Source organism: Mycobacterium conspicuum (genome assembly GCF_010730195.1).
Taxonomy (GTDB): Bacteria; Actinomycetota; Actinomycetes; order Mycobacteriales; family Mycobacteriaceae; genus Mycobacterium; species Mycobacterium conspicuum.
Genome location: NZ_AP022613.1, coordinates 2,438,973 through 2,462,547 on the forward strand (window position 1 = coordinate 2,438,973; position 23,575 = coordinate 2,462,547).

At 70.0% G+C, this 23,575-nt stretch carries 27 protein-coding genes and 1 pseudogene; 18 read left to right on the top strand and 10 right to left on the bottom strand.

The features are described from left to right. The first annotated feature begins 4 nt into the window (after positions 1-4). Together bioD and G6N66_RS11490 are read left to right on the top strand one after the other, a co-directional pair. A complete protein-coding gene (gene bioD / locus G6N66_RS11485) occupies positions 5-685 on the top strand; it encodes a dethiobiotin synthase (RefSeq protein WP_085235217.1) in 681 nt (226 codons plus the stop codon). Then, positions 685-1,203: a 2'-5' RNA ligase family protein gene (locus G6N66_RS11490; protein ID WP_085235216.1), complete on the top strand. Its 519-nt coding sequence runs from the start codon at positions 685-687 to the stop codon at positions 1,201-1,203. Before bioD ends, G6N66_RS11490 begins: the two co-directional genes overlap by 1 nt. Here the strand turns inward: G6N66_RS11490 and G6N66_RS11495 are convergent. The 5 genes and pseudogenes from G6N66_RS11495 to G6N66_RS11515 all read right to left on the bottom strand — a co-directional run bounded on the left by G6N66_RS11495 (position 1,191) and on the right by G6N66_RS11515 (position 5,896). After that, positions 1,191-2,036 (bottom strand): aldo/keto reductase, encoded by an 846-nt coding sequence (locus G6N66_RS11495; protein WP_085235215.1) that lies wholly within the window; start codon positions 2,034-2,036, stop codon positions 1,191-1,193. The two genes, G6N66_RS11490 and G6N66_RS11495, sit on opposite strands and share 13 nt — an antisense overlap. Positions 2,037-2,109: 73 nt before the next feature. Further along, positions 2,110-3,362, bottom strand: a pseudogene (locus G6N66_RS11500) (hypothetical protein). A 62-nt stretch (positions 3,363-3,424) separates the two neighbouring features. Continuing rightward, the gene (locus G6N66_RS11505) at positions 3,425-3,799 is read right to left on the bottom strand and encodes a hypothetical protein (RefSeq protein ID WP_085235214.1); all 375 of its coding nucleotides are present in this window, start codon (positions 3,797-3,799) and stop codon (positions 3,425-3,427) included. 1 nt (position 3,800) lies between these two features. Continuing rightward, complete coding sequence (locus G6N66_RS11510) at positions 3,801-5,642, bottom strand: hypothetical protein (RefSeq protein WP_232079277.1); 1,842 nt, start codon at positions 5,640-5,642, stop codon at positions 3,801-3,803. A 74-nt stretch (positions 5,643-5,716) separates the two neighbouring features. Further along, entirely contained in the window at positions 5,717-5,896 is a 180-nt protein-coding gene (locus tag G6N66_RS11515; protein WP_085235213.1) for a hypothetical protein, read from the bottom strand. 114 nt (positions 5,897-6,010) lie between these two features. Here G6N66_RS11515 and bioB point away from each other — a divergent pair, with 114 nt between their 5' ends. The 3 genes from bioB to G6N66_RS11530 are packed head-to-tail and all read left to right on the top strand — an operon-like array spanning position 6,011 to position 7,903. Then, positions 6,011-7,042: a biotin synthase BioB gene (gene bioB / locus G6N66_RS11520; RefSeq protein ID WP_085235212.1), complete on the top strand. Its 1,032-nt coding sequence runs from the start codon at positions 6,011-6,013 to the stop codon at positions 7,040-7,042. Between the two features lie 16 nt (positions 7,043-7,058). Continuing rightward, the gene (bsaP, locus tag G6N66_RS11525) at positions 7,059-7,253 is read left to right on the top strand and encodes a biotin synthase auxiliary protein BsaP (protein ID WP_163645821.1); all 195 of its coding nucleotides are present in this window, start codon (positions 7,059-7,061) and stop codon (positions 7,251-7,253) included. Next, positions 7,250-7,903 carry a DUF2567 domain-containing protein gene (locus tag G6N66_RS11530; RefSeq protein WP_169721535.1) on the top strand — a complete coding sequence of 218 codons (654 nt, stop codon included), beginning with the start codon at positions 7,250-7,252 and terminating at the stop codon, positions 7,901-7,903. The genes bsaP and G6N66_RS11530 overlap by 4 nt, the downstream gene beginning before the upstream one ends. Here G6N66_RS11530 and G6N66_RS11535 read toward each other — a convergent pair. Together G6N66_RS11535 and G6N66_RS11540 are read right to left on the bottom strand one after the other, a co-directional pair. Further along, entirely contained in the window at positions 7,869-9,209 is a 1,341-nt protein-coding gene (locus G6N66_RS11535) for a lipase family protein (protein WP_085235227.1), read from the bottom strand. The two genes, G6N66_RS11530 and G6N66_RS11535, sit on opposite strands and share 35 nt — an antisense overlap. Before the next feature lie 156 nt (positions 9,210-9,365). Continuing rightward, positions 9,366-10,076, bottom strand: a complete 711-nt coding sequence (locus G6N66_RS11540) for an NUDIX hydrolase (RefSeq protein WP_085235210.1) — start codon at positions 10,074-10,076, stop codon at positions 9,366-9,368. 48 nt (positions 10,077-10,124) lie between these two features. Here G6N66_RS11540 and nadA point away from each other — a divergent pair, with 48 nt between their 5' ends. From nadA to nadC, 3 genes are all read left to right on the top strand, one after another. Beyond that, the gene (nadA, locus tag G6N66_RS11545; protein ID WP_085235209.1) at positions 10,125-11,177 is read left to right on the top strand and encodes a quinolinate synthase NadA; all 1,053 of its coding nucleotides are present in this window, start codon (positions 10,125-10,127) and stop codon (positions 11,175-11,177) included. Next, complete coding sequence (locus G6N66_RS11550; RefSeq protein ID WP_085235208.1) at positions 11,174-12,748, top strand: L-aspartate oxidase; 1,575 nt, start codon at positions 11,174-11,176, stop codon at positions 12,746-12,748. The genes nadA and G6N66_RS11550 overlap by 4 nt, the downstream gene beginning before the upstream one ends. Positions 12,749-12,809: 61 nt before the next feature. Then, positions 12,810-13,667 carry a carboxylating nicotinate-nucleotide diphosphorylase gene (gene nadC, locus G6N66_RS11555; RefSeq protein ID WP_085235207.1) on the top strand — a complete coding sequence of 286 codons (858 nt, stop codon included), beginning with the start codon at positions 12,810-12,812 and terminating at the stop codon, positions 13,665-13,667. Here nadC and G6N66_RS11560 read toward each other — a convergent pair. After that, entirely contained in the window at positions 13,604-14,461 is an 858-nt protein-coding gene (locus tag G6N66_RS11560) for an AraC family transcriptional regulator (protein ID WP_085235226.1), read from the bottom strand. The two genes, nadC and G6N66_RS11560, sit on opposite strands and share 64 nt — an antisense overlap. 91 nt (positions 14,462-14,552) lie before the next feature. Between G6N66_RS11560 and G6N66_RS11565 the strand changes: the two genes are divergently transcribed. After that, positions 14,553-14,960, top strand: coding sequence for an SRPBCC family protein (locus G6N66_RS11565; protein WP_085235206.1), 408 nt, complete (start codon positions 14,553-14,555; stop codon positions 14,958-14,960). Here G6N66_RS11565 and G6N66_RS11570 read toward each other — a convergent pair. Beyond that, positions 14,957-15,535, bottom strand: a complete 579-nt coding sequence (locus G6N66_RS11570) for a TetR/AcrR family transcriptional regulator (RefSeq protein WP_085235205.1) — start codon at positions 15,533-15,535, stop codon at positions 14,957-14,959. The two genes, G6N66_RS11565 and G6N66_RS11570, sit on opposite strands and share 4 nt — an antisense overlap. Positions 15,536-15,575: 40 nt before the next feature. On the opposite strand from G6N66_RS11570, the gene G6N66_RS11575 reads away from it, so the two are divergent. Further along, a complete protein-coding gene (locus G6N66_RS11575) occupies positions 15,576-16,604 on the top strand; it encodes an alcohol dehydrogenase catalytic domain-containing protein (RefSeq protein ID WP_085235225.1) in 1,029 nt (342 codons plus the stop codon). Between the two features lie 68 nt (positions 16,605-16,672). Here G6N66_RS11575 and G6N66_RS11580 read toward each other — a convergent pair whose 3' ends face one another. After that, a complete protein-coding gene (locus G6N66_RS11580; protein ID WP_085235204.1) occupies positions 16,673-17,092 on the bottom strand; it encodes a nitroreductase family deazaflavin-dependent oxidoreductase in 420 nt (139 codons plus the stop codon). A gap of 106 nt (positions 17,093-17,198) precedes the next feature. On the opposite strand from G6N66_RS11580, the gene hisD reads away from it, so the two are divergent. The 8 genes from hisD to hisI are packed head-to-tail and all read left to right on the top strand — an operon-like array spanning position 17,199 to position 23,574. Then, on the top strand, positions 17,199-18,500 hold the full coding sequence (gene hisD / locus G6N66_RS11585) for a histidinol dehydrogenase (protein ID WP_139825427.1): 1,302 nt from the start codon (positions 17,199-17,201) through the stop codon (positions 18,498-18,500). After that, positions 18,497-19,618, top strand: coding sequence for a histidinol-phosphate transaminase (locus G6N66_RS11590; protein WP_085235202.1), 1,122 nt, complete (start codon positions 18,497-18,499; stop codon positions 19,616-19,618). Before hisD ends, G6N66_RS11590 begins: the two co-directional genes overlap by 4 nt. After that, positions 19,615-20,226 (top strand): imidazoleglycerol-phosphate dehydratase HisB, encoded by a 612-nt coding sequence (hisB, locus tag G6N66_RS11595; protein WP_085235201.1) that lies wholly within the window; start codon positions 19,615-19,617, stop codon positions 20,224-20,226. Before G6N66_RS11590 ends, hisB begins: the two co-directional genes overlap by 4 nt. Then, on the top strand, positions 20,223-20,843 hold the full coding sequence (gene hisH, locus G6N66_RS11600; RefSeq protein ID WP_085235200.1) for an imidazole glycerol phosphate synthase subunit HisH: 621 nt from the start codon (positions 20,223-20,225) through the stop codon (positions 20,841-20,843). Before hisB ends, hisH begins: the two co-directional genes overlap by 4 nt. 2 nt (positions 20,844-20,845) lie before the next feature. Then, positions 20,846-21,580 carry a bifunctional 1-(5-phosphoribosyl)-5-((5-phosphoribosylamino)methylideneamino)imidazole-4-carboxamide isomerase/phosphoribosylanthranilate isomerase PriA gene (gene priA / locus G6N66_RS11605; RefSeq protein ID WP_085235199.1) on the top strand — a complete coding sequence of 245 codons (735 nt, stop codon included), beginning with the start codon at positions 20,846-20,848 and terminating at the stop codon, positions 21,578-21,580. A 4-nt stretch (positions 21,581-21,584) separates the two neighbouring features. After that, the gene (locus G6N66_RS11610) at positions 21,585-22,385 is read left to right on the top strand and encodes an inositol monophosphatase family protein (protein ID WP_085235198.1); all 801 of its coding nucleotides are present in this window, start codon (positions 21,585-21,587) and stop codon (positions 22,383-22,385) included. Between the two features lie 50 nt (positions 22,386-22,435). Beyond that, positions 22,436-23,230, top strand: a complete 795-nt coding sequence (gene hisF, locus G6N66_RS11615; protein ID WP_085235197.1) for an imidazole glycerol phosphate synthase subunit HisF — start codon at positions 22,436-22,438, stop codon at positions 23,228-23,230. Then, positions 23,227-23,574, top strand: coding sequence for a phosphoribosyl-AMP cyclohydrolase (hisI, locus tag G6N66_RS11620; RefSeq protein WP_085235196.1), 348 nt, complete (start codon positions 23,227-23,229; stop codon positions 23,572-23,574). Before hisF ends, hisI begins: the two co-directional genes overlap by 4 nt. Position 23,575 lies beyond the last annotated feature (1 nt).

The window sequence follows — 23,575 nt, forward strand, 5'->3', positions numbered from 1 at the left end:
GCCGTTGACCGTCCTGGCCGTGACGGGTACCGGCACCGCCGTCGGTAAGACGATCGCCACCGCGGCCCTGGCGAGCCACGCGCGCCGGGCCGGCATCGACGTCGCGGTGTGCAAGCCGGTGCAAACCGGCACCGCCGCCGGCGACGACGACCTGGCCGAGGTGGCGCGGCTGTCCGGTGTCACCGAACTCGCCGCGCTGGCCCGATATCCGCAGCCGATGGCGCCACGCGCGGCGGCCGAGCTGGCGGGTGCGGCGTTGCCGACCCGCGACGAGATCCTGCACTGCATCCGGAACGTGGACCGCCCGCGCCGGTTGACCCTGGTCGAGGGCGCCGGCGGGCTGCTGGTCGAACTCGGCGACGGCGGCGTGACGCTGCGTGACCTCGCCGTCTACCTCGACGCACCGGTGCTGGTGGTGGCCACCGCCGAGCTGGGCACCCTGAACCACACCGCCCTGACACTGGAATCGATTGCTGCACAACATGTTTCGTGTGCCGGGCTGGTGATCGGCAGCTGGCCCGCGAGTCCGGGGTCGGTGCAGGCCTTCAACCGGTGCGAGTTGAACCGGCTGGCGCCGGTGCGCGCCGCCCTGCCCGCGGGGGCCGCCGCGCTGGATGCCGCCGAGTTCGCCGCGATGGCCGCGCAGGCGTTCGACCCGGCGTGGGTGACCGGGCTGCTGCGCTGATGGTGCATTCGATCGAGCTGGTCTTCGACCGCGACACCGAGGCGGCGATCCGGCGCATCTGGGCCGATCTGGCCGCCGCCGGCATACCCAGCCAGGCGCCGGCCAGCCGTCCGCACGCCACCATGGTGGTGGCCGAGCGCATCGCGCCGGACGTCGACGCCCCGCTCGAGGCGGTGGCCCAACGGCTGCCGCTGGACTGCGTCGTCGGGGCGCCGGTGCTGTTCGGCCGGGCCAAGGTGGTGTTGGCGCGCTTGGTGGTGCCGAGCAGCGAGCTGCTCGCCGTGCACGCGGAGGCGCACCGGTTGTGCGCTCCGCATGCGACGCCGGCGCCGCTGCCCAACTGCCTTCCCGGTCAGTGGACCGCGCACGTCACGCTGGCCCGCCGGGTCGGCGGGGCTCAACTCGGGCGGGCGTTACGCGTCGCGGGCCGCCCGCCGGAGATCCGCGGCAGCATCGCCGGTTTGCGCCGCTGGGACGGCAACAAGAAGACCGAGCACCCGATCGGTCAGGGCAGGTAGGCGAACACGTCGGGGTTGGGACCGTTGCGCCCCCGCTCGCCGCGGTCGAGGCCGCCCATCGCATCCATCTGGGCGTCGTCGAGGCTGAAGTCGAAGATCTCGAAGTTCGACCTCATCCGCTCGGGGTGCACCGATTTCGGGAACACGATGTCGCCGCGCTGGATGTGCCAGCGCAGCACCACCTGCGCCGGCGTCTTGCCGTGCGCGTCGGCGATGCGCGCGATCAACTCGTCGTCGAGCACCTTGCCCTGCGCGATCGGCGCCCAGGCCTCGGTGGCGATTCCGTGCTCGCGGCCGTAGGCCCGCACCTCGTCGTTGGCGAAGTAGGGGTGCACCTCGACCTGGTTGACGGCGGGCACGGTGTGCGAACCCTCGGCGAGCCGCGCCAGGTGGGCGACCTGAAAATTCGACACCCCGATGCTGGTTGCCCGGCCGTCCTTGGCGAACTCCTCGAGCACATTCCACGTCGACACGAAATCGCCGTCGTACAGCGTGGGCAGCGGCCAGTGGATGAGAAACAGGTCGACGTATTCGGAATCCAGCGCACTCAACGTGTCGTCGAACGCGCGCCGCGCGTCGTCGGGCCGGTGATGGCGGTTGCTCAGCTTGCTGGTGATGAACACCTCGCGGCGGTCCAGCCCGGCATCCCGGATGCCCTGCGCGACCTGCTTCTCGTTGCCGTACATCTCGGCGGTGTCGATGTGGCGGTAGCCGACGTCGAGCGCGGACCGCACGGCCGCGGCGGTCTCCGCGGGCTTGATCTGAAAGACGCCGAAGCCCAGTTGCGGGATGGTGTGGCCGTCATTGAGCGTGATCGACGGGACGGAACTCATCTACTTTGATCTCCTGACGATTGGGATGCGTGCCATTGCTTGCCAACTGTCTTTCGGTCGTCTTTATGCCGCTTCACCCGCCGAACAGCAGGTACAAACCGGTGAACGTGTAGCCCACCATCACCAGCATCATGGTGAGCTGGCCGGTGAGCTGATGCCCGGCCGGAAGCAGCCGCAGCGCCCGGTCATGCGCGGCGATCACCGCGACGATGTGCCCGGTGACCACGCACGCCACCTTGATCGCGGCCAGCACCGGGGGATGGGCGGACAACACGTAGGCGACGTGCAGGTGCGCCCGGCCGAAGGGGTCGACCAGGCTGAAGACCGCCTGTTGGCCGCGCTCGACCAGATACGACAGGTAGTGCGCGAAGATGTACCCCACCACGATCGGGATCAGCGAATGCGCCATCTGGCCCGGCAACGCTCGGCGCTGGTCCCGGTCGACGCCGCCGGTGGCGCGCGCCGCCAGCGAAAAGGTCACTGCCACAACGGAAATGAAGACAATTAACCCCAGGGTCCGCAGCACCGACGACGACAGCGTCGCCGGCGCGCCGAAGTCGCGGGTGAGCTGATCGGCGAAGCCGCGCCACGTCGGCGACGACGAGAAACTGTCGAACGCCGTCGACCCGAGCAGCACCGCCAGCGTCACGACGACCCCCGGCCGCACCGGGAGCGACGGCAGGTGGTCGAACGGGTTGCCGACGACGATCCGCCCGGTTTCCGGATCGCGCCAGAACGGGCACAGCCGCGACACCGCCATGCTGTACACGCCGAACGGGTCGGCGCGGGCCAACCAGCGCTGACCGCACAACCACGCCCGGCCAGCATCGCCACGGCATACGTCAGCAGCCACACCTCGACCGCCGGCAGCGACGCCGAGTCCGGGCTGGCCAGCTCCATCCACACGAACGCGAACAGCCCCAGCGCGGCGGGGCGATACCCCCAGCCCTCGGGATAGCCGAGCCGCGAGCGCCCCGGGACGAGCCGCCGAAGCAGCAGATACACCGTGCGCATCGGCGAGATCACCCGCCAGACCGGCCCGAACAGCAACGAGAGCGCCACCAGCCCGACCCACAACAGCACATAGAACGCCCCGAGCAACGCATTCGAATTCGTCTGCGGGCCGCACACCCCGGCCAGCACCACCCACGCCGCGACGATCAGCGCGACCGTGGCGGCCGCCCAGCGGGTCGCGCGGGCATCGACCAGGGTGGTCACCGCCGCTGGCAGCGGGCGGCCGGCATGCAGCGGATCGAACCGCGGGCGCCGCCAGGCGAACGCCACCAGGGCGAAGGTGAACGTCAGCGCCCAGGCGGCGCCCACCATCGCATAGGCGACGGGGACCGGGAGATCGCTGGACCCGCCCAGGCCGTGCGCGAGCACCGCCGTCACGGCTGGACTTGGATGGTCGCGATCGTGCGGTTCAGGTGGTGCAGTTCGACCTCGACGCTGCCGGGGACGCCGACGGTGAACTGGAACGTCTGATTGGGGGCGGCCGCGACCTGGAACTTGTGGTCGGGCGAGGAATGCACGTGCAGCTCATCGGTGGCGTCGCTGGTGACGCGCACGGTGATCGGCTGGCCGACCTTGGCGCCCAGGGTGGCGTTGGTCGGACTGACCTGCCCCTTGGCGATGGTGACGTCGAGCACCACCGCCGCGGCCGGGGGCGGATTCGTCGAGGCGCCGCAGCCGATCAGGGCGATCATCAGCGCCGCCATCAGGGCCGCCAGCCACGCCGCGATCAGGGCGCCGCGAAGCCTCACCTCACGCGGCTTTCGGCAGTGGGTGCTTCTCCTCTACCGGCTCGGGCGCGGTGACGGCGTTGTTGATCCGGCCCGCGCCCCACGTCAGGGCGGCGATGACGATCAGCGTGAAGATCAGCACCACTATCGAGCCGGCGGTGAACAACCAGGCCGGGGCGTTCTGGTCGCGTTCGCGCTGCAGGATGGTGACCTCCTGCACGAACCCCCGGCTGCTCGACGCCAGCGCGGGCACCTCGGGCGCGGGGATGGCGTCGTCGGCCGGCTCGTAGATCGGGACCGCCGTCATCGTGTAGCCGTCCTGAACCCGCAGCAGGGTCTTCCACGAACCCCACACCGGGACCGGCATCGTCGAACGGTAGTGCCCCGGACCGACCTTCTCGAGCCGGTCGATCACCAGGCCGCGGTGGTTTTGCATCCGGCCCTGCCACGACAGGATCGTCACCCAGTTCGGATGGTCGCTCACCATGTCCGCCGGCAGCAGCCGCACATCGGCGGACACCATGCGCTGGCCGGCCGGGCTGGGCAGGTCCGTCAGGGTGATGGTGGCGTTGTCTTTTTGCGGCACAACGATATGCAAGCCGTTGGCCACCGCGCCGCCGATCACCACCACCGTCGCGGCGACCACCGAGATGCCGATCGCGCGGCCGGGCAGCCGCTGCCCGGTGAGCACCATGCCCATCATGGCGCCGCACAACCCCATCAGCACCGCCACCGGCACCGCCATCGCCAACGCCTCGCCCCACATGCTCGTCGGCCAGGGGTAGTGATACACGGCCCCGATCCACAGCGATTCCAGCCACAGCCCGACGGTGCTCACGCCCAGCCCGGCGACGGCGCCAAAAGCGATGGGGCGCTTGAACAATGGAGTCAGCGCCAGCAACTCGACCACCAGCGCGGGACCCAGATAGAGCGGGAACCAGTTGGTCGGGGCACCCAGGATCGGGCCCACCAGCAGCGCGACGCCGCCGCGCAGCGCCACGGCGAGCAGCGCCGCCACCAACGCCGCGCCCCGGCCCAGGGTGATGCGGGCCACCACCAGGCCCAGGGCCGCCACGCCGGCGATCATCATCGGCTGCAGCACCAGCCGGAATTGCTCGACGCCGAAGTCGTATTCGATTTGATAGACCGACAATCCGATCAGCAGGCCGCCGCAGGACAGGTAGCGCAGGAACCGGACGAACGGGCGCTCGCGCGGAGCTTCCGGCAGCGCGCGCCCGCCCTCGTACTCCAGCATCAACACGGCGAACAGGGACAGTCCCGCGCCGCCGATCATCATCAAATGCGTTGGGCCCCAAAGGGTTACGTCTTGACCGAAGATGCGATGCCAAACGTCGTCGAGGGGGAATCCGATCATCGCGTAGAGGCCGCAGCCGGCCATCAGCACACCGCCTACGGGTGCATGCCAGTTGTTGGTGATGCGCACCGCCGCCGGGCCGGGCCGGTCGAACGGCAGCACGATCGCCACCATGCCGGCGAGGAACACCCCGAACAGGCCGATGATGATGAAGTAGTGCGCGGGGTTGGCCAACGGACCGGGATCGCGGCCATTGCCGATGTGCCAGCTGACATCCCAGATGAACCCGAACAGCGCACAGATGATCGACGTGGTGAACACCAGGACCGGCAGCGCCACCCAGGACGGCCGGTTGAACTTCGCGCCCAGCCAGTCGGCCGACCGGGCCAGCCAGGCCATCCGGTGCTGGCGATACCGGTAGCCGACCCACAGCATCAACAAGGTGATCACCAGCGCGGCGATCGAGAGGCCGATCACCTGGTTGAGACCGGCACCGCGCGCCGACGGCTCAGCGGCCAACGTCAGTGCCAGCGAATTCACGTGCTGCATTGCGATGTCCTCCCAACTGCGCCGCCCGAAAGACTAATTCTGACGAGCGCTGGAATGCCCCATTTCAGCGCCGATCAATCATCCGTTTCGCCGGTCGAATCGCTGCGTTGGGTGGGATTCTGCGGGGTGCGGGCGCGGCGGTCCCGGATGGCGATGTACAACACCACGCCGACGACGATCACCGCGGGCAGGAACGCCGGGGCCGCCAGCAGGATCCAGTGGTGCGCCAGGTACTCGACGTGCGGGTTGGTCATCAGGCTGGTATACCCCGGTCCGACGCGCCCGCATCACGTTTGTGCACGTGCGCACCGCTACCCTAGCCTGGGGCAGACCTTTCACGGGCTTAAGCAAGGATTCAGGAGCACTGGGTGACTCAGGCGGCGACTCGGCCAACCACTGACGGCGTGACCGACATTCTGGCGCAAGCCCGGCTGCAGGTCCTCGAGCGCGGCGAGGGATTGACCAAGGATCAGGTGCTGCAGGTGCTGCGGTTGCCCGACGACCGTCTCGAGGAGCTGCTGGCGCTGGCGCACGAGGTGCGGATGCGGTGGTGCGGCCCCGAGGTCGAGGTCGAGGGCATCATCAGCCTGAAAACCGGCGGCTGCCCGGAGGACTGCCACTTCTGCTCGCAGTCGGGGCTGTTCGCCTCGCCGGTGCGCAGCGCCTGGCTGGACATCCCGAGCCTGGTCGAGGCGGCCAAGCAGACGGCCAAGTCGGGTGCTACCGAGTTCTGCATCGTGGCCGCGGTGCGCGGCCCCGACCAGCGGCTGATGGCGCAGGTCGCGGCCGGCATCGAGGCGATCCAAAACGAGGTCGAGATCAACGTGGCCTGCTCGCTGGGCATGCTGAGCCCCGAGCAGGTCGACGAGCTCGCGGCGATGGGCGTGCACCGCTACAACCACAACCTCGAGACGGCCCGCTCGTTCTTCGCCAACGTCGTCACCACCCACACCTGGGAGGAGCGCTGGCAGACGCTGTCGATGGTGCGCGACGCCGGCATGGAGGTGTGCTGCGGCGGCATCCTCGGCATGGGTGAGACGCTGGAACAACGCGCCGAGTTCGCCGCCGAGCTGGCCGAGCTCGGTCCCGACGAGGTGCCGCTGAACTTCCTCAACCCCCGGCCCGGCACGCCGTTCGGTGACCTGGAGGTCATGCCCGCCAGCGAGGCGCTCAAGGCGGTGGCCGCGTTCCGGCTGGCGCTGCCGCGCACCATGCTGCGCTTCGCCGGTGGCCGCGAGATCACGCTGGGCGACCTGGGCGCCAAGCAGGGAATCCTGGGCGGCATCAACGCCGTGATCGTCGGTAACTACCTGACCACCCTGGGCCGTCCCGCCGAGGCCGACCTCGAACTGCTCGACGACCTGCAGATGCCGATCAAGGCGCTGAACGCCAGCTTGTAGACGCCGTGAGCTACCAGTGAGCTACAACGTCTATACGGGGGAACCCGGCGGCACAGCGATGCCGACCGCCGCGCAACTGGGCCTGGAACCGCCCCGGTTCTGCGCCGAATGCGGGCGCCGGATGGTGGTGCAGGTTCGGCCCGACGGGTGGCGGGCGACGTGCTCGCGGCACGGACAGGTGGACTCGGCCGACATGGAGGCACAGCGGTGATCCCACAGCCAGAACTCGACTACTTCAGGTCGCGGGACCGCTTCGTGCTCCAGGTGATCCTGGGTCTGTCCGGCGTCGGTGTGCTGATCGGCGGGTGCTGGGCGTGGATCGCCCCGCCGATCCACGCCGTGGCGGCCCTGACCAAGACCGGCGAGCGGGTGCACGACTACCTGGGCACCGATTCCGAGCACTTCTTCGTCGCGCCCTGCCTGATGTTGGGGCTGCTGACCGTGGTGGCGGTGGTGGCGCCGGTCCTGGTGTGGCAGCGGCGCGCGCAGCGGGGCCCGGCGACGGCCTTCGCGCTCGCGGTCGGGCTGATCATCGGGGCAGCGGCGGCCGCGGGGGTGGGGGTGCTGCTGGTCCGGTTGCGTTACGGCGCACTGGATTTCGCCGCGATACCGCTGTCGAGCGACCACAAGATCGCCTATGCCGTCGAGGCGCCGCCGGTGTTCTTCGCGCGCACGCCGCTGCAGGCGGCGCTCACCGTGATCTGGCCGGCCGGCATCGCCGCGCTGGTGTATGCCGCGCTCGCGGCCGCGAGCGCGCACGACGACCTCGGTGCCTTCGCGGCGCCCGAATCCCCGCCGCCGGGGGAGCCCGGAGAGTCCGGGGGCGTCACAGTGGACGGCGGCGAACCTTCTTACCGGTGATGACCTTGGCCGCGATCACCGCAAGCCGCGCCATCCCGGCGTACGTCATCGGGTTGAACGCGGTCGGCCATTTGGTCCGGACCAGGTGCTCGGTCAGCGGTCGGCCGGCGAACCGGTCGGTGAGCCAGCGCAGCGCCATCGGCGCCGACAACGGATGCAGGAACATGTGCTCGTTGAACGCGTCGCGGTGATAGGTGACGTCGGCGCCGCCGATTGAATAGGTGTCGGCCAGCTCGTCGATGTCGTGCACGTCGATGAGGTAGTCGTGCACGGCCTGCACGATCAGCACCGGCGGTGCCGGCACGACGGAACCCAGCTTGATGCTGTCGAAGACGCGCGCGACTTCCGGCCTGGCCAGGGTGTCTTCCAGCGGCTCGTCGAGGTAGTCGCCCATGTTCTTGTGCGCCATCCGGATGACCGCTTCCGCCGTCGTCATCGTCTCGAGCGCGTCCAGCAGGGCGCGGCCTTCCTCGTTGGTGTGTTCCTTGATGACGCGGTCGAGGTCGGGGTAGATGCGCGCGAGCGCGGCCACCACCAGCGCCGGCAGGCCGGCGAACAGGCCGCCGTTGAGCCGGCTGAAGGTGTGCCCCAGGTCGCCGACGGGCGATCCCAGGACGGCGCCGACGACGTTTAGCTCGGGCGCGTAGGTGGCGCACATTTCGGCGGCCCAGGCGCTGGCCAGCCCGCCGCCCGAGTACCCCCACAGCCCGATCGGGGCGTCGGGCGACAGGTCGAGCCGCTCGGAGGTCACCGCGGCGCGAATCCCGTCGAGCACCCGGTAGCCGGGTTCGTACGGCGCGCCCCACATGCCGTGCAGGCCTTCATGGTCGGGGATCGACACCGCCCACCCTTCCGCCACGGTGGCGGCAATCAACAACAGTTCCAGCTGGCTGATCGAGCCGATGGCCTTCGACCTGCGCCGCAGCGCATACGACGGGAAACAGCGCGACGAGATGGCGTCGATCGCGCACTGGTAGGAGAGCACGGGGCAGGGCCGGTGGGGGTCGCGTTCGGCCGGGACGATCACCGTGGTGACGCAGGCCTCGGGATGTCCGTTCATGTCCGTGGTGCGGTAGAGCAGCTGGATGGCCCGCAGGGGCTGGGGAATCAGGCCGAGAAACGCCAGCTCGACATCGCGCGTGCGCAGCACCGTGCCGGGGTGGGCGCATTCGTAGCCGGACGGCGGCAGGTAGAACGGGTCGTCGCGGGGCAGCAGCGGGCGGACCTTGTGCTGCAGCTCTTCATGCGGCGGCCGCCCGATCCATTCCGCGGCGCGCGTCCCTGCCAGATTGCCGAGCTCAACCATTGAGGCTCCCTTCAAGGCCATCCGGCATTCTCGCGTATGAACAACCGGCAACCAAACCGCAACGGCGGTGTTGTGAGTAATTCCTCGGCCTGCGCCTACAGGTAGGCAACATCACAATGGGCCACATATAGCCGGTCGGTTCCCGTTCAAACCGAGTTAAACCTGGCCGGGCGGCTTCAGCGCGGCGAATTCGTCGGTCACCCGCAGCTGGGAATCGGTGAAGCGGTACAGCGCGGCCGGGCGCCCGCCGCTGCGGCCGGATTGGGCGACGGTGCCGGTGTGCGTGATGACTCCGCGGCGGGCAAGCACCCGCTGCAGGTTCGTCGCGTCGACCTGATAGCCCAGCGCGGCGCCGTAGATGTCACGCAGCGTCGACAACGCGAATTCCCTTGGCGCCAAAGCGAATCCGATGTTGGTGTAGGACATCTTGGCGACCAGCCGGGTGCGGGCGTGCGCCACCATCGTGCCGTGGTCGAAGGCCATCGGCGGCAGCGCGTTGACCGGATGCCAGCGGGTGTCCGGCGGCAACTCCGGGGTGGCGGGGGAGGGCACCAGGCCCAGGAAGGTGGACGCGATCATCCGCACGTCGGGCACCCGGGCCGGCTCGGAGAACACGGCGAGCTGTTCCAGATGCGCCAGCTCACGCAGGTCGACCTTCTCGGCCAGCTGGCGACGCACCGAGGTGGTCATGTCCTCGTCGTTGCGCAGCCGCCCGCCCGGTAGCGACCACGCGCCCTTCTGCGGATCCCGGGCACGCTGCCATAACAGCACGTTAAGTTGCGGTTTTTGCTCACGGGGTGCGCCCGTAACCTGCCCAACTTGGAACACGACCGCAAGCACTTCGTGGGCGGTGCTACCATTGGGCATGTTTTCGATTGTAAGTCGAAAACCTCCTGTCGCGAAAGGAGCGGACCAATGACGGTCCTGAACCGCTGGGACGCGCGCGCGGACGAAGACTTGGCGGCCGGCATCACCAACTCACCGACCGGCTACGCCGGGGTCGACGGTGACGCCCAATGGGCCGCCGAGATTCGTCGCCTGGCGCGGTTGCGTGGCGCGACTGTGCTGGCGCACAACTACCAGCTGCCCGCCATCCAGGACGTGGCCGACCACGTCGGTGACTCGCTGGCGCTGTCGCGGATCGCCGCCGACGCGCCCGAGGACACCATCGTGTTCTGCGGCGTGCACTTCATGGCCGAGACCGCCAAGATCCTGAGCCCGGACAAGACCGTGCTCATCCCGGACCAGCGGGCCGGCTGCTCGCTGGCCGATTCGATCACCCCCGACGAACTGCGCGCCTGGAAGGACGAACACCCCGGCGCCGTCGTCGTGTCCTACGTCAACACCACGGCGGCGGTGAAGGCGCTCACCGACATCTGCTGCACCTCGTCGAACGCGGTCGAGGTGGTCGAGTCCATCGACCCGGACCGCGAGGTGCTGTTCTGCCCGGACCAATTCCTCGGGGCGCACGTGCGCCGCGTCACCGGCCGCACCAAGCTGCACGTGTGGGCCGGTGAGTGCCACGTGCACGCCGGCATCAACGGCGACGAGCTCACCGAGCAGGCCCGCGCCAATCCCGATGCCGAGCTGTTCGTGCACCCCGAATGTGGTTGTGCCACTTCGGCGTTGTACCTGGCCGGCGAGGGCGCCTTCCCGGCGGACCGGGTGAAGATCTTGTCCACCGGTGGCATGCTGGACGCGGCGCACGCGACGCGGGCCCGCAAGGTTCTGGTCGCCACCGAGGTCGGCATGCTGCACCAATTGCGCAGGGCCGCACCGGAAGTCGACTTTCGCGCCGTGAACGACCGCGCGTCCTGCAAGTACATGAAGATGATCACCCCGGCGGCGCTGTTGCGCTGCCTGGTCGACGGCGCCGACGAGGTGCATGTCGACCCGGACATCGCGGCGGCCGGGCGCCGCAGCGTGCAGCGGATGATCGAGATCGGCCAGCCGGGCGGTGGCGAATGACGTTCGCCCCCGAGTGGACTGACACCGCCGACGTCGTCGTGATCGGCACCGGCGTCGCGGGTTTGGCCGCCGCGCTGGCCGCCCACCGCGCCGGGCGCAGGGTGGTGGTGCTCAGCAAGGCCGACCAGCGGCACGGGGTGACCGCGACGCACTACGCGCAGGGCGGCATCGCCGTGGTGCTGCCGGACAGTGACGACTCGATCGACGACCACGTCGCCGACACCCTGGCCGCCGGGGCCGGCATGTGCGACGCCGACGCGGTGTATTCGATCGTCGCCGACGGCTACCGCGCCGTCGCCGAATTGGTCGGTGACGGAGCACGTTTCGACGAATCCGCCCCCGGCCGGTGGGCGCTGACCCGCGAGGGCGGCCATTCGCGGCGGCGCATCGTGCACGCCGGCGGCGACGCCACCGGCGCCGAGGTGCAGCGAGCGCTCGACGGCGCGGCCCAGCTGCTGGACATCCGCACCGGCCACGTTGCCGCCCGCGTGCTGCACGACCGTACTGCGGTCACCGGGGTGGCGGTGGTCAACGCCGACGGGCGCGGCATCATCAGCGCGCCCGCGGTGATCCTGGCCTCCGGCGGCCTGGGCCACCTCTACGGCGCGACGACCAACCCGGAGGGCTCCACCGGCGACGGGATCGCGCTGGCGTTGTGGGCCGGTGTGCCGGTCAGCGACCTGGAGTTCATCCAGTTCCACCCCACCATGCTGTATGCGGGGCGGGGGCGGGGCCGGCGCCCGCTGATCACCGAGGCAATCCGCGGCGAGGGCGCGATACTGCTTGACAGCCAAGGTAATTCGGTGATGGCCGGCGTTCACCCGATGGGGGATCTGGCGCCGCGCGACGTGGTCGCGGCCGCCATCGACGCGCGGATGAAGGCCATCGGCGATCCGTGTGTCTACCTCGACGCCCGGGGCATCGACGGCTTCGATGCCCGCTTCCCCACCGTCGCGGCGTCCTGCCGCGCGGTTGGCATCGACCCGGTCCGCCAACCGATTCCGGTCACCCCGGGCGCGCACTACAGTTGCGGCGGCGTCGTCACCGACGTGTACGGACAAACCGAGCTGCCCGGGCTGTTCGCCGCGGGCGAGGTGGCCCGCACCGGGATGCACGGCGCAAACCGGCTGGCGTCCAACAGCTTGCTGGAGGGCCTGGTGGTCGGCGGCCGCGCCGGAAAGGCCGCGGCCGCGCACGCCGCGGCCGTCGGCCGGTCGCGTGCAATCGCGCCCGAGCCGATCATCCACACCGCGCCGAAGCGCCGCGAACTGCAGAAGGCGATGAGCCGGGACGCCTCGGTGGTCCGCAACGCGGCCGGGCTGCGGCGGTTGTCCGAGACGCTGTCGGCCGCGCGGGTCCGCACCGTGGCGAGCCGCCGCGATTTCGAAAATGCGGCGTTGGCGCTGGCGGCTCGGGTGGTGACCGCGGCGGCCCTGGCCCGCAACGAAAGCCGGGGCTGCCACCACCGCGCCGAGTACTCCGACGCCGTTCCGGAGCAAGCGCGGTCTCAGGTCGTGCGGCTGGTCGGTGACGCGGTGTGCGTGGAAGCGCTATCGGCGGTGCCCTGCTGATCGCGTCGGCGACGATAGACAGAGCAGTGCGATCCGGAAAGGGCAGGAGGAGCGGCGCCAGATGATTTTCTCCGAGCGCGAACTGAGCGAGGCCCGCGAGATCGTCCGGCGCGGCCTGGCCGAGGATCTGCGATACGGGCCCGACGTCACCACGGCGGCCACCGTGCCCGCCGAGGCGGTGGCCAAGGCGTCGCTGGTTTCCCGCGACGCCGGCGTGGTCGCGGGCGTGGACGTCGCGCTGCTGGTGCTCGACGAGGTGATCGGCCCCGACGGGTATCAGGTGCTGGACCGCGTCGAGGACGGCGCCCGGCTGCAGCCGGGCCAGCCCCTGCTGACGGTGCACGCGGAGACCCGCGGCCTGCTGACCGCCGAACGGACCATGCTGAACCTGATCTGCCATCTGTCCGGGATCGCCACCACGACGGCGGCCTGGGTCGACGCGGTGCGCGGCACCAAGGCCCAGATCCGCGACACCCGCAAGACCCTGCCCGGCCTGCGCGCGCTGCAGAAGTACGCGGTGCGCGTCGGCGGCGGCGTCAACCACCGGCTGGGGCTCGGGGACGCCGCCCTGATCAAGGACAACCACGTGGTGGCCGCGGGGTCGGTGGTGGCCGCGCTGCGGGCGGTCCGCGAGGCCGCGCCCGACCTGCCGTGCGAGGTCGAGGTGGACTCGCTCGAGCAACTCGACGAAGTGCTGGCCGAAGACCCCGAGCTGATCCTGTTGGACAACTTCCCGGTTTGGCAGACGCAGACGGCCGTGCAGCGCCGCGATGCCCGCGCGCCCGGCGTGCTGCTCGAGTCGTCGGGCGGGCTCAGCCTGGAAAACGCGGCGACCTACGCCGCCACGGGGGTGGATTATCTGGCCGTCGGGGCGTTGACGCACTCGGTGCGCGTCCTGGACATCGGCTTGGACATGTAGCCGGTGGTCTGCAGTGCGCGCCGCAGCGCGTTCGGCGTATGCCCGACATGTGCCCGCATCACGCGGGTGAAGTGCGCTTGGTCGGCGAAGCCGAGTGCGGCGGCGATGTCGGCCATTGTCGACGTCTCGGCCTGCAGTCGTTCCAGGGCACGACCGACCCTGACTCTGTTGCGATAGCTGGTCAGCGATACGCCCAGATGCTTGGGAAAAGCCCTGCTCAAGCGGTAGGGCGACACGTCGAGGAGCTCGGCCAGCGGGAATAGCCCGCGCGCCGCCGGGTGGTCGTCGTGGATGGCCTCGCGCGCCCGCTGCACCAGTCGCGCGTCGGCGGGTACCGGTGGATCGGTCAGCGGCGTGCGCCGGTCGGTTACCTGCCGCAGCGCCGCGACGGTCAGCGCCAGCAGATTCTCGGCGAGCTGATAGTCGACGTCGACGGCGGCCAGCAGGCGCCGGTGCGCGAGTTCCAACCGGGCGTCGGCATAGAAGGTCGAGCGAGGCATCCGGCCGGGCTCGCCGACCAGCCGCCGCCACGACGCGGCGGTCAGGCGCACCGACGTGCATACGTCGCCGCCGTGCGGATGCGCGAACTGGTCTTCGTCTTCCGGTGCGCCGAGGTATCCGACGGTCGGGTCCAGATCGGCCGGGCCGCCCGCCGCCCGCCGCTGAAACCGGCCGGACCTGACCAACACCAGCCGTCCGCCGAGCGGGCGCTCAATCGCCGACCAACCCGAACTGTCGGGCCGGCACGTCCAGGCCTCGAGGCTGAACTGCGGTCGCGCGGCGAGGGTGACCATCGACAGCACGGCGCCAGGCTAGCGCCCCGGTATGACAGCTGCCCGCAAGAATGTTCAAGACTGCGCGGCACCTGCTCGCGAAGCTGGATTCATGGCATGGATACGCACCGAGTTCGACATCGACATTGACCCCGACCGGGCCTGGCGGGTGATCGGCGACTGGGCGGATGGCCCCGTCGGCATGGGCGGCGGCGGTTACGTGGTGTCGTCGCACGCGGCGGCCGACGTCCGCGTGGTGACCTTCGCCAAGGGCACGGTCGCGCGGGAGCGGCTGGTCGCCCGGGACGACGCCGCGCGCCGAATCGTCTACTCGTTGATCGGCGACACGGTGTGCCCCGACCACGACAACACGGTCATGCAGATCCTGGCCGACGGTGCCGGTCACTGCCGGTTCGTCTGGTCGCGCGACGTGTTGCCGGATGAGTTGGCCGGGCCGTTGCATGCCGCCATGGAGGAGGCCGCTCCGGTCATCAAGCGGACGCTGGAAAGCGGCGCCTAACTAACGCGTTCGCCACGCAACAACGTGCGCGCCGCCGGTTTGGCGGCCTGCAGCGCGGCCGGATCACCCGCGATGCGGGACAGGATCAGCGCCCCCTCGATCAACGAGATCACCGCCAGCGCAACATCTTTCGCTTCCGTCTCGGCCCAGGCTTCCGAGCGCAGCCGCTCCTCGATCGCGGCGCACCAACCGGCGAATGCGCGCGCCGAGGCCGCGCGCACCAACGGGCTGGCGTTTACCGACTCGGTCGCTACCGGCTCGATCGGACAGCCGTCGCGCTGATCGCCGGCCAGGCCCGCCACCAGTAGGTCGATCCAGCGCTCGACGATCTCGGCCACCGGCCGACCGGTGGCGAGGAACCGGCGCAGCAGCCGCTCGATATCGGCTCCGGCGGCGTCCACCACCGCGGCGGCCAGCTGCTGCTTGCCCTGTGGGAAGTGGTGATACAGAGAGCCCGCCTTGACGCCGGCCTCGTCGAGGATCTGGTTCAGTCCGGTCGCCGCGTAGCCCTGGCGGCGGAACAGGGTGGCCGCGTTCTCCACCAGGGCTGCGCGGCTGCGATCCGGTCTCGGCACGGTATTGACAATACTTGAGTGATCACTCAAGAATGTGGAGATGAGGCAATTGACGTTCCAAGAACCCGGCCGATACGACTGGACCGAGGTGCCCGAACCCCAGATCACCGCGCCCGAGCAGGCCCTCGTCCGGCCGGTGGCGGTCGCCTGCTGCGACCTGGACGTCGCGGTATGTCACGGCCGGTTGCCGTTGCCGCCCGGGTACGCGGTGGGGCACGAGGGCCTGGCCGAGGTCGTCGCGGTCGGCGACGCCGTGACCGGCGTCCGGGTGGGCGACCGGGTCGTGGTGCCTTTCCAGGTCAGCTGCGGAACCTGCGCGGAATGCCGCCGCGGCGTGACCGGATCATGCGGCTCGGTGCCACTCATGACGGTCTACGGCATGGCCCCCATCGCCGGCCGGGACAGCGGCGGCTTCATGTCGGACCTGGTGCTGGTGCCCTACGCCGACGCGATGCTCATCCCGGTGCCCGACGGGGTGGAACCCACGGCCATCGCGTCGCTGTCGGACAACATTCCCGACGGCTGGCGGGCGGTCGGACCGTTCGCCGGCGAGCTGGCCGCCCTCGATGCGGCCGACCGGCGGGTCCTGGTGGTGGGCCGGCTGTCGATCGGGCTGTATGCGGCGGCGATGGCCGCCGCGCAGGGGGCCCACGTCGACTACGTCGACACCGACCCGCAGCGCCTGGCCGCGGCCGAGAAGCTCGGCGCGGTCGCGCACGAACGCGACAAGCCGGACAAGGCCTGGGGCCGCTATCCGGTCACGGTGCACACCTCGGCCGAACCCGAGCTGCTCGCCGCCACCCTGCGCGCCACCTGGCCCGACGGCGTGTGCACCGACACCGGCGTCTACTACCAACCCGCGGTCGAGCTGCCGCTGCTCGCGATGTACACCCGCGGCGTGCGGTTCGTCACCGGGCGCGTCAACGCTCGGGTGGTGATTCCGCAGGTGCTCGAGCTGCTGGCCGGCGGTATGGACCTGTCGCCAGCCGTCGATCGCGTGGTGGCCTGGGAGGACGCCCCGTCGGCCTGGCCGGAGATGATCGGCAAGACCGTTTACGTGCGTGACTAGTCATCGAAACTGCGTCCAGCGCGAAAAAATCGCCGAAAAGGCGCACTGAACGCAGGCTCGGCGTTAGTTCAGGCGATCTCGGCGACGAAAACGCCCATGCGGCCCAGCTGCGCCTTGGCGAGGAACGGCAGCCCCGCCGCGTCCGGGCCGTCGTAGCCGGCCGGCAGGATCCGGGTGTTGGTGAGGTGCAGCTTGCGGCGGGCGAGGCGCAGGTCGGCCTGCCCCGCGGCCAGCACGTTCTTCACCCAGTCGGTCTTCCCGTGGCCCAGCGCGATCGCCAGCACATTGCCCTTGCGGTAGGCCGTCACGATGGTCTGGTACGGCTTGCCGGACTTGCGACCGCGATGCTCGATGGTCCCGGTGCCCGGCAGGAAGCGCGCGAACGGCTTCATCGCCTTGTTGAAGTATTTGACCTGCAGGTTCTCAAACCAGACCGGAAAGAGCATCGGGACGCCCGGCGCGTTGTTCGGATGATCTTTTCTGGACATGACCGGAACTGTACCTGCGCCGCTTTGAGCAGCGGTTATCCAACCGGTGTTCCGGCCGAATATCGATTTGAGTTGCTCTGGGACAATGAGAGCAATGAGTACACCCCTGATGGCCCGCATTGACCTGCGCGGCGCGCAATTGACGGCCGCGCGGCTGCGGGCCGCGCTGCCGCGCGGTGGCGCCGACGTGGAGAGCGTCATGGGTCAGGTGCGCCCGATCGTGCAGGCGGTCGCCGAGCGCGGCGCCGAGGCGGCACTGGAATTCGGGGCGTCGTTCGACGGCGTCCGCCCGCCGGCCGTGCGGGTGCCCGACGGCGCGCTGGACGCCGCCCTGGCCGGGCTGGACCCCGACGTGCGCGAAGCGCTGCAGGTGATGATCGAACGCACCCGCGCCGTGCACGCCGATCAGCGCCGCGACGACGTCACCACCGTGCTCGGCCCGGGCGCCACGGTGACCGAGCGGTGGGTGCCCGTCGAGCGGGTTGGCCTGTACGTGCCGGGCGGCAACGCCGTGTACCCGTCCAGCGTGGTGATGAACGTGGTGCCGGCGCAGACCGCCGGGGTCGGCTCGCTGGTGGTGGCCAGCCCGCCGCAGGTGGCCTTTGACGGGTGGCCGCACCCGACGATCCTGGCCGCGGCCCGGCTGCTGGGCGTCGACGAGGTGTGGGCCGTGGGCGGCGCGCAGGCCGTGGCCCTCATGGCCTACGGCGATACCGACCTCGAACCCGTCGACATGATCACCGGCCCCGGCAACATCTACGTCACCGCCGCCAAGCGGCTGTGCCGCTCGCGGGTCGGCATCGACGCCGAGGCCGGGCCCACCGAGATCGCCATCCTGGCCGACCACACCGCGGACCCCACGCACGTGGCCGCCGATTTGATCAGCCAGGCCGAGCACGACGAGATGGCCGGCAGCGTGCTGGTGACCCCGAGCCCGGAGCTTGCCGACGCCGCCGCCGCCGAGGTGGCCGCCCAACTGCAGACCACCAAGCACCGCGAACGGGTGACGACCGCGTTGGGCGGGCGGCAGTCGGCGATCATCCTGGTCGATGATCTGGACGCGGGCGTGGCCGTGGTAAACGCCTACGCCGCAGAGCATCTCGAGATCCAGACCGCCGACGCGCCGCGGGTGGCCGGGCGGATCCGTTCGGCCGGGGCCGTTTTCGTCGGCCCGTATTCGCCGGTCAGTCTCGGCGATTACTGCGCCGGGTCCAACCACGTGCTGCCGACCTCGGGCACCGCGCGGCATTCCAGCGGCCTGTCGGTGCAGACGTTCCTGCGCGGCATTCACGTCGTCGACTACACCGAGGCGGCCCTCAAGGACGTCTCCGGTCACCTGGTCACGCTGGCCACCGCCGAGGACCTGCCGGCGCACGGCGAGGCGGTACGCCGGAGGTTCGAACGGTGAAGCCCACCCTTGACGACCTGCCGCTGCGCGACGACCTGCGCGGCAAATCCCCTTACGGCGCACCGCAATTGGCCGTTTCGGTGCGGCTGAACACCAACGAGAACCCGCACCCGCCGACCCAGGCGCTGGTCGACGACGTGGTGGCCTCGGTGCGCGAGGCCGCGGCGGACCTGCACCGCTACCCCGACCGCGACGCCGTGGAGCTGCGCCGCGACCTGGCCGCCTACCTCACGGCACAGACCGGGGTTGCGCTCGGCGTGGAAAACCTTTGGGCCGCCAATGGTTCCAACGAGATCCTGCAGCAGCTGCTGCAGGCGTTCGGCGGGCCGGGGCGCAGCGCGATCGGCTTCGTCCCGTCGTACTCGATGCACCCGATCATCGCCGACGGCACCCGCACCGAGTGGCTCGAGGCCGCCCGCGCCGACGACTTCAGCTTCGACGCCGACGTCGCGGTCGCCGCCGTCGCCGAGCGCCAACCCGACGTGGTGTTCATCGCCAGCCCGAATAACCCATCGGGACAAAGCGTTTCGCTGCCCGACCTGTGCCGGCTGCTCGACGTGGTGCCGGGGATCCTGATCGTCGACGAGGCGTATGGCGAGTTCTCCTCCCAGCCCAGCGCCGTGGCGTTGGTGGAGGAGTTTCCAACCAAGCTGGTCGTCACCCGCACCATGAGCAAGGCGTTCGCCTTCGCCGGCGGCCGGCTCGGCTACCTGATCGCCACGCCGGCGCTGATCGATGCGATGCTGCTGGTGCGCCTGCCGTATCACCTGTCGTCGGTGACCCAGGCCGCGGCCCGGGCCGCGTTACGCCACGCCGACGACACCCTCGGCAGCGTGGCGACGCTGATCGCCGAACGCGAACGGGTGATGACGGCCTTGAGCGGCATGGGCTTTCGCGTGATCCCCAGCGACGCGAACTTCGTGCTGTTCGGACAGTTCGCCGATGCGCCGTCGGCGTGGCAGCACTACCTCGACGACGGCGTGCTGATCCGCGACGTCGGCATACCCGGCTACCTGCGCGCCACCACGGGTCTGGCCGAGGAGAACGACGCTTTTTTGAAGGTGAGCGCGCGGATCGCAGCCACCGAACTGAACCCCGTCAACGTAGGAGCATCATGACCACCCGCCGCGCGCGTATTGAACGCCGCACCAAGGAATCCGACATCGTCGTCGAGCTCGACCTCGACGGCACCGGGCTGGTCGACGTCGACACCGGCGTCCCGTTTTACGACCACATGCTGACCGCGCTGGGCACGCACGCCAGCTTCGACCTGACCGTGCGGACCAAGGGCGACGTCGAGATCGAGGGACACCACACCATCGAGGACACCGCCATCGTGCTGGGCCAGGCGCTGGGGCAGGCGCTGGGCGACAAGAAGGGCATCCGCCGGTTCGGTGACGCGTTCATCCCGATGGACGAGACGCTGGCGCACGCCGCCGTCGACGTCTCCGGCCGACCGTACTGCGTACACACCGGCGAGCCGGATCACCTGCAGCACACCACCATTGCCGGCAGCTCGGTGCCCTACCACACCGTCATCAACCGCCACGTGTTCGAGACGCTGGCCAACAACGCGCGCATCGCGCTGCACGTGCGGGTGCTGTACGGCCGCGACCCGCACCACATCACCGAAGCGCAATACAAGGCCGTCGCCCGCGCGTTGCGCCAGGCCGTCGAGCCCGACCCCCGGACGTCCGGTGTGCCGTCCACCAAAGGTGTTCTGTGACAACCAAATCAGTGGTGGTGCTCGACTACGGCTCGGGTAACCTACGGTCGGCGCAGCGCGCGCTGCAGCGGGTCGGCGCCGACGTCGAAGTGACCGCCGACGCGGGCGCCGCCGCGGCCGCCGACGGGCTGGTGGTGCCCGGCGTCGGCGCCTTCGAGGCGTGCATGACGGGCCTGCGCAAGATCGCGGGCGAGAAGATCATCGCCGACCGGGTCGCCGCCGGGCGCCCGGTGCTGGGCGTGTGCGTCGGCATGCAGATCCTGTTCGCCCACGGGGTGGAGTTCGGGGTGGACACGATCGGCTGCGGGCAGTGGCCCGGGGCGGTCACGCGACTGGATGCCCCGGTGATTCCGCACATGGGCTGGAACGTGGTGAACGCGGCGCCCGGCGGCGTGCTGTTCAAGGGGCTGGGCAGCGACGCCCGGTTCTATTTCGTGCATTCCTATGCCGCGCAGCGCTGGGAAGGCTCGCCGGAGGCGCGGCTGACCTGGGCCACGTACCAGGTACCGTTTCTGGCCGCCGTCGAGGACGGTCCGCTGTCCGCCACCCAGTTTCACCCGGAAAAGAGTGGGGATGCCGGTGCCGAGGTGCTGAACAACTGGGTCGAGGGACTGTAACGATGCCGCTGATACTGCTACCCGCCGTCGACGTCGTCGAGGGTCGCGCCGTGCGCCTTGTGCAGGGCAAGGCCGGCAGCGAAACCGAGTACGGCTCGGCGCTGGACGCCGCGCTGGCCTGGCAGCGCGACGGCGCCGAATGGATCCACCTGGTCGACCTGGACGCCGCGTTCGGCCGTGGGTCCAACCGCGAACTGCTCGCCGAGGTGGTGGGCAAGCTCGACGTGCAGGTCGAGATGTCGGGCGGCATCCGCGACGACGATTCGCTGGCCGCGGCGCTGGCCACCGGTTGCGCGCGGGTCAACCTGGGCACGGCGGCGCTGGAGAACCCGCAGTGGTGCGCGCGGGCCATCGCCGAGCACGGCGACAAGGTCGCCGTCGGCCTGGACGTGCAGATTGTCGGCGGCGCGCACCGGCTGCGCGGGCGCGGCTGGGAGACCGACGGCGGTGATCTGTGGGACGTGCTGGAACGCCTTGACCGCGAAGGATGTTCGCGGTTCGTCGTCACCGACGTCACCAAGGACGGCACGCTGGGCGGCCCGAACCTGGACCTGTTGGCCCGCGTCGCCGAGCGCACCGATGTTCCGGTCATCGCGTCGGGCGGAGTGTCCAGCCTCGACGACCTGCGCGCCATCGCGACGTTGGTCGACCGCGGCGTCGAGGGCGCCATCGTGGGCAAGGCCCTCTACGCCGGACGGTTCACCCTGCCGCAGGCGTTGGCCGCGATGCGGGATTGAGCCAATGGATTTGAACGCATTGGTAGCTCAGGCCTCCGTAATTTTGGACGCCGCCGCCGAGCCGTTTCTGGCCGGCCACCGCGCCGAGTCGGCGGTGCCCAAGAAGGGCGACGACTTCGCCACCGAGGTCGACCTTGCGCTGGAGCGGCAGATCACCAGCGCGCTGGTCGAGGCCACCGGGATCGGAGTGCACGGTGAGGAATTTGGCGGCGCCGCAGTCGATTCCCCGTGGGTATGGGTGCTGGATCCGATCGACGGCACGTTCAACTACGCCGCCGGATCGCCGATGGCGTCGATCCTGCTGGCGCTGCTGCACGACGGCGATCCGGTGGCCGGGCTGACCTGGTTGCCGTTCACCGGCGAGCGCTACACCGCCGTGGCGGGCGGCCCGCTGATGAAAAACGGCACACCGCAACCCTCCTTGGCCCCCACCAGGCTGGCCGACGCGCTCGTCGGGGTCGGAACGTTCAGCGCGGATTCCCGCGGCCGCTTCCCGGGTCGCTTCCGGGTTGCACTGCTGGAAAACCTCAGCCGGGTGTCGTCGCGGTTGCGCATGCACGGTTCGACCGGCATCGACCTGGCATACGTCGCCGACGGAATACTGGGCGGCGCAGTCATTTTCGGCGGCCAGGTGTGGGACCACGCCGCCGGGGTGGCGCTGGTGCGGGCCGCGGGCGGGACCGTGACCACGCTGGCCGGCGAACCGTGGACCCCCACGTCGCGGTCCGTGCTGGCCGGGGCGCCCGACGCGCACGCCGAGATCCTCGAAATCCTGCGCAGCACCGGCGAACCGGAGGACTTCTGATGGCGAGCAGACACAAAAGTCTCCGACACGCCGACGAAAATGGCACTTTTGTGTCTGCTCGGCACACGAATGGCGGCCTCGCGGTTCGGGTGATTCCGTGCCTGGATGTGGACGACGGGCGGGTGGTCAAGGGGGTCAACTTCGAGAACCTGCGCGACGCCGGTGATCCCGTGGAACTCGCCGCCGTCTACGACGCCGAAGGCGCCGACGAGCTCACCTTCCTCGACGTGACCGCGTCCTCGTCGGGACGCGCGACCATGCTGGAGGTGGTGCGTCGCACCGCCGAGCAGGTGTTCATCCCGCTGACCGTCGGTGGCGGCGTGCGCACCGTGGCCGACGTCGACGTGCTGCTGCGCGCGGGCGCCGATAAGGTTTCTGTCAACACCGCCGCCATCGCGCGCCCGGACTTACTCGCGGAGATGGCAACACAATTCGGCTCGCAGTGCATCGTGCTGTCGGTCGACGCCCGCACGGTCCCGGCTGGATCTAACCCCACGCCATCGGGCTGGGAGGTCACCACGCACGGCGGCCGCCGCGGCACCGGCATCGACGCGGTCGAGTGGGCGGCCCGCGGCGCCGAACTCGGCGTGGGGGAGATCCTGCTCAACTCGATGGACGCCGACGGCACCAAGGCCGGGTTCGACCTCGCCATGTTGCGCGCGGTACGTGCCGCGGTCACGGTGCCGGTCATCGCCAGCGGCGGCGCCGGAGCCATCGAACACTTCGCGCCCGCGGTCGCCGCCGGCGCCGATGCGGTGTTGGCGGCCAGCGTCTTTCACTTCGGCGAGCTGACGATCGGACAGGTGAAAGCCGCGATGGCCGCGGAAGGGATTACCGTGCGATGACCCTCGACCCGGCTATCGCGGCGCGGCTCAAGCGCAATGCGGAAGGGCTGTTCACCGCCGTCGTGCAGGAGCGGGGCAGCGGCGACGTGTTGATGGTCGCCTGGATGGACGACGAGGCGCTGGCCCGCACGCTGGAAACCCATGAGGCGACGTACTTTTCGCGGTCGCGCGGCGAACAATGGATCAAGGGCGCGACCTCCGGCCACACCCAGCACGTCCACTCGGTGCGCATCGACTGCGACGGCGACGCCGTGCTGTTGACCGTCGACCAGACGGGCGCGGCGTGCCACACCGGCAGCCACAGTTGCTTCGACACCGCGGTGCTGCTCGAACCGGACGACTAAG